The following is a 3816-nucleotide window of genomic DNA, read 5'->3' as shown; positions in this document are numbered from 1 at the left end:
CGCAGCCAGCCTTTGAGTTGCGGGTACCGGCCTCTCACCTCAGCTTGCATCAGCGAGCTTCGGTAGGGGCTGCCGGCCACCGCTGCCTGCGCGCGAAAGCTCAGCTTGGAGAGTTGAACTTCTCGCTCGGCGGCGGACACGGCGTGGCTTGTGAGCAGTTCATGGGGGTGCAGCGGTTCGCCGTCAGGGGTGGTCCGGGAAAGGTGCGTCCACCAGGGCGCGGGCAATGAGTTCGCCTTCCCGGCATCGGCGGCGGCACGCTGGGCGTCTCTGAGTTGTTCAGCCTGGACCAAAGCAAGTCGAGAGCCCAGTTCCTCGGTTCGCTCCGCCTGCCATTGCCACACGCCCAGGCTGGCGACAGCGGCCGTCGACAAGCCGACCGCCGCCACCAAGAGTAGCCGCCGGTCCCTTGCGCACAGCGACCACCAAACCACCGAGCGGCCCAGCGTTTGCCTGCCCAGATCGACCGCACGAACACTCAGTTGATGCAACGTCACCACCCACCGCGGCCAGTTCCCTCTCCGCGCTCCCTGCTGTTAAGAATTTGTGCTCGATTGTGGCAGCGTCGTACGAACAACGACGTCCTTGCGCTGCTAAGCCGGGCTCGGACGTGTCCCGCACTCCCCCGACGAAGGCCCTGCAATCGACAAATATGCCAGCGGCGATGGAGCACTCCAGCCACGCTTTATTTCAACTAAATACCTGCACCAAGACGCAATCACCTAGAAGAAATGGGCGACCCAATTCGCGATTCCCCTCAACTTCCCATTGAGGCGTGCCTCTATGATTCAAACAATTCTACTGTTACCGAACACGCATGGCAGCGGCAAGCAGGAATGGCCACGCGATTAGAGACAACATGCCAACCGTGCCGTACGTCATTACTATATCTTGAGCAGCGCCTATGCCTGGACAAACTGAGCTACCCGCAATAACTGCGGCATCGCTATCGATGACATTCCTTGAAATGACGCCTGGGCCAATTAGGAAAACGATCAATTCCCAAACAAAAAGAAATCCCGAGACACACACAACATATCGCCTAGTCCGCACACGGACTGCAAATATACCAAGAAACACAAAAAATATAGAAATATAGCTCATGATTTAGCTCACTGTCGACATGCGCATGCAGAATCAGATGATAGCGGCCAAGTACCATTCATTTCGGCCATCGCCCGAGTAGCTCCTTGACGAATGAAACGCCTACTAGAAGCATCAAGGTCTGTATTCCACCCATGTTGAAGGACATCATACCCAATGCCTGCTGTCATTGCGAGCCCGACACCAAACAGGCCGCTGTTGCGATATGCAGCATAACCTACTGCATAATTCCCGAACATATGAGGATTGTAGTCATGACCATCAATAGTATGAAACCTATCAAAGCGCTGATCATTATAAGCGAAATCGTATTTTTTTGCCCCGCTGTGATTTTTCCATATATCTATAAGAGATTCTGTGCGCATACCACCCAATACTTGCTCAACTTCACAAGGGTCCCAGATTTTTTTCACCGGTGGACGCGGCGTTGGCGGTGAAACATTAGGCGCACTTTGTTCGCAGGCAACCGGATTATTACCACGGGCAATGCACTCACTCACGCCGGGATGATCTCCACCACGCAACCCTGTAGCATCTCCTATATAAATTGGCGACACGTTCGCATACGCATAGGTATTGATCCCGCCTGCCAGCCCGATCGGATCTGACTCGATGTACCTGCCCAAGGTTGCCCGGTAATCCCGATTGAGGTTATAGAACAGCCCGGTCTCCTTGTCGAAGGTCTGCCCCGGGAAGCGCAGGTTCAGCGTGAAGGCGCCGAGTGCGCTGGGATTCTCGTTGGGCGCTGAGTTGCCGAAGGCCTCGGCCTGGTCCCAGCGCCATTGGATGGCGTGGTCGCTGGCTCTGGTCACCACGCGCGGGGTGTCCAGGTGGTCGGCGTAGATGTAGCTGAGCTTGGTCTGCACGCTCAGCACGCCGTTGGTGGTGGTGCGGGTCTGGGTGATCAGCCCCACGGGCGTGTCGCCCAGGTAGATGACTTCGTAGAGCGGGTTGCCGCTGGCGTCGTACTCGCCGATCAGGTGGCCTTGCTCGTCGTAGGCGTAGTAGCGGGCGCCGCTGTCGACGCGGGTGGTCGGGCCGGTCTTGGCGACGCGCTGCTCCAGGCCGTTGTACAGGTAGCTGACGGTGTCGGTGCCGATCTTGACCGAGGCCATGCGGCCGCGCGGGCTGTAGGTGAAGGTGTTGGTGCCGTCGGCCTTGACCTGGCCTGTTGCGTAGTAGGTGAAGTTGGTGGTGCCGTTGGGGCCGGTCTCGACGCTGACGCGGTTGTTGGCCGCGGCGATGGTGTTGGTGTAGGTGACCCCGCCGATAGTTTGGGTCGTGCGGTTGTTCGACAGGTCGTAGTCGAAGCCGTTGGTGCTGCTGGACTGCTGCTGCTGCTTGAGTCGGTCCAGGCCGTCGTAGGTGAAGGTCTGGTCGTAGGCGGGCTGGGCGGTGCCGGCACTGTTGGTGTGGGTGTAGCCGCTGATGCGGCCGGCGTCGTCGTAGCTCAGGGTGCGGATCAGCCCTGCGGTGGTGCCAGTGCCTGCGGGGTTGCCCAGGTAGTAGCTCTTGAGGCGGCCGTTGCTGTCGTAGGTGCGGCTGTAGGCGGTGTTGTCACCCCAGGTCCAGCCCTGCACGTCGTTCAGGCCGTTGTACTTGAGCATGTTGAGCACTGACACGTTGCGCGTGGTGTCGGTGCCGGTGCCGTCGGTCTTGACGGGGTTGAAGGCGATGGCCTTGAGCCGGCCGTCGGCCAGGTAGGTGAAGTTGACAGTGGCCTTGCTGGGCAGGGTGAGCGACTTGAGCTTGCCCAGGCTGCTGCCGGCGTCGCTGCTCCAGGTCTGGCTGAGCACGAAGCTGCGCGACGGGCTGGTGGCCACCGTCTGGGTCTTGCTGAGCACGCGCCCGAAGCCATCGTGGGTGTAGACGGTGGTGCCGGATTCGTCGACCAGGCTGCTGAGTTGGCCGGTGCTGTTGTTGGCGGTGGTGCTGGGCACCGAGGCGGTGCTGCCGTCGTAGTAGAACTGGCTGGGGATGCCGCTGGTATAGCTGATGGCCGTGAGCCGGCCCAGGTCGTCGTAGGCGTAGGTGGCGACGTTGCCCAGCGCGTCGGTGCGGGTCTGAACGCGGCCGTCGGCAAAGTAGGTGAAGCCGGTGGTGCCGGTGTCGGGGCTGACCTGCGGGTTGGTGTTGCCCAGGCCGTTGACGGTGTAGGTGGTGACCTTGCTGCGCGGGTCGGTGACGCTGGTGAGTTGGTCCAGGCCGTCGTAGCCGAACTTGATGACGGGGGCGGAGGCGCCGGCAGCCGGTGCGGCCAGGGTGCTGTTGATGCGCCGGCCCAGGCTGTCGTAGCCGTTGTTGGCCGTCCGCGCGGTGGTCTGGCCAGTGCCCTTGGGCAGGTTGACGGTGGTGAGGTTGCCGTTGGCGTCGTAGCCCAGGCCGGTGGTCAGGGCGCCGCCATCGGGGACGGGGTCGGCTTGGACGGTGCTGGTGGACAGGCCGGCGGCGAGCAGGCCTGTCAGGGCCAGCACGCGCGCCGCCGGTTTGAGCCGGACTGCAAGGGTCGTCTTGTGGTTCATGGTTCCTCCGCGTGTGTTGTAGGCGCCGCTCACTGCAGGCCGGTGACGCTTTGCATGCGTCCGAGTGCGTCGTAGGTTCGGGTGACCGTGCGCACCAGGGTGCGTGTGGCCGGGTCGGTGCCCTTGTAGTAGCTCTCGCTGGTCCGGTTGCCGGCGTTGTCGAGTTCGTAGTGCTCGCTGTTGCCGTCCG

General features: G+C 61.4%; 2 protein-coding genes. Both read right to left on the bottom strand.

The features are described 5' to 3' along the window. A partial coding sequence (locus LRH25_RS32410; protein ID WP_231013268.1) for a hypothetical protein occupies window positions 1–497 on the bottom strand: 497 nt, incomplete at its 3' end. Window positions 498–1112: 615 nt separating this feature from the next. Continuing rightward, window positions 1113–3626: an RHS repeat-associated core domain-containing protein gene (locus LRH25_RS32405; RefSeq protein ID WP_310742456.1), complete on the bottom strand. Its 2514-nt coding sequence runs from the start codon at window positions 3624–3626 to the stop codon at window positions 1113–1115. Between the last annotated feature and the right edge of the window lie 190 nt (window positions 3627–3816).

The organism is Ideonella azotifigens, from assembly GCF_021043325.1.
Taxonomy (GTDB): Bacteria; Pseudomonadota; Gammaproteobacteria; order Burkholderiales; family Burkholderiaceae_C; genus Ideonella; species Ideonella azotifigens.
Note: the sequence above shows the minus strand (reverse complement) of the source record. Positions and strands in the feature narration are given on the sequence as shown.

Excerpts from the sequence above, each read along its gene's own strand:
- LRH25_RS32405 (WP_310742456.1), bottom strand. The coding sequence starts at position 3,626 with ATGAACCACAAGACGACCCTTGCAGTCCGGCTCAAACCGGCGGCGCGC.